This is a genomic window from Oleiphilus sp. HI0128 (genome assembly GCF_001635365.1).
The window spans coordinates 1-1,014 of sequence record NZ_LWGG01000065.1; the positions used below are offsets into that span (position 1 = coordinate 1).

General features: G+C 46.1%; 1 protein-coding gene. It reads right to left on the reverse strand.

The genetic code is table 11. From position 1 onward, the window contains the following. Positions 1-1,014 (reverse strand): CTP synthase (locus A3763_RS00880; protein ID WP_068759818.1); only part of this gene is annotated, 1,014 nt, incomplete at both ends.

Genomic DNA, 1,014 nt, shown 5'->3' on the forward strand with positions numbered 1-1,014 from the left:
ACGTTGCTCTACAGCTCCGCTGGCATCTTTCCATTCAGTGATCAAACCTACTACCGGGTTTTCGCAGCCTTTATCAAATTCAGTACTATGCGCATCAGCCAAACCAGCGACATGACGAGCATATTCAATGACAGCAACCTGCATACCTAAACAAATACCTAAATATGGAACCTTGTTTTCACGCGCAAACTTAACTGTCTGAATTTTACCTTCAACACCACGATTACCAAAACCACCGGGCACTAGAATTGCGTCCACTGACTCTAGAACGGCAGTACCTTCATCTATAATTCTCTCGGAATCAATATACTCAATATTAACCTTGGTGCGCGTACGAATTCCTGCATGCTTAAGCGCCTCGATTAGAGACTTATAAGCGTCAAGTAATTCCATGTACTTGCCTACCATGGCAATGGTTACTTCGTTTTCCGGACTGGATTCAGCTTCAACCACTGAATCCCACTCTGTTAGATCGGCCCCATCACACTCCAGACCAAATCGTTCTACGACAATTTGATCCAAACCATGTTCATTCAGCATACGTGGAATCAGGTAAATGCTGTTTGCATCCTGTAATGGGATAACGGCGCGCTCTTCTACGTTGGTAAACAAAGCAATCTTGCGGCGAGATGATGCATCAATCTCGTGATCAGAGCGACAAACCAGAATATCGGGCTGAATACCGATAGAGCGCATTTCTTTTACGGAATGCTGGGTCGGCTTGGTTTTGGTCTCACCTGCGGTTGCAATATAAGGCACTAGAGTTAAGTGCATAAACAGCGCACGCTGGGAGCCCACTTCAATCTTTAACTGTCGCACTGCTTCCAAAAAGGGTTGCGACTCGATATCCCCAACTGTGCCGCCAATTTCAACCAAGGCGACATCATAGCCGTTAGCACCTTCAACGATGCGGCGTTTGATTTCATCAGTGATATGAGGAATTACCTGGACTGTTCCACCTAGATAATCGCCACGTCGCTCTTTGCGAATGACGTCTTCATAGACTCGACCACT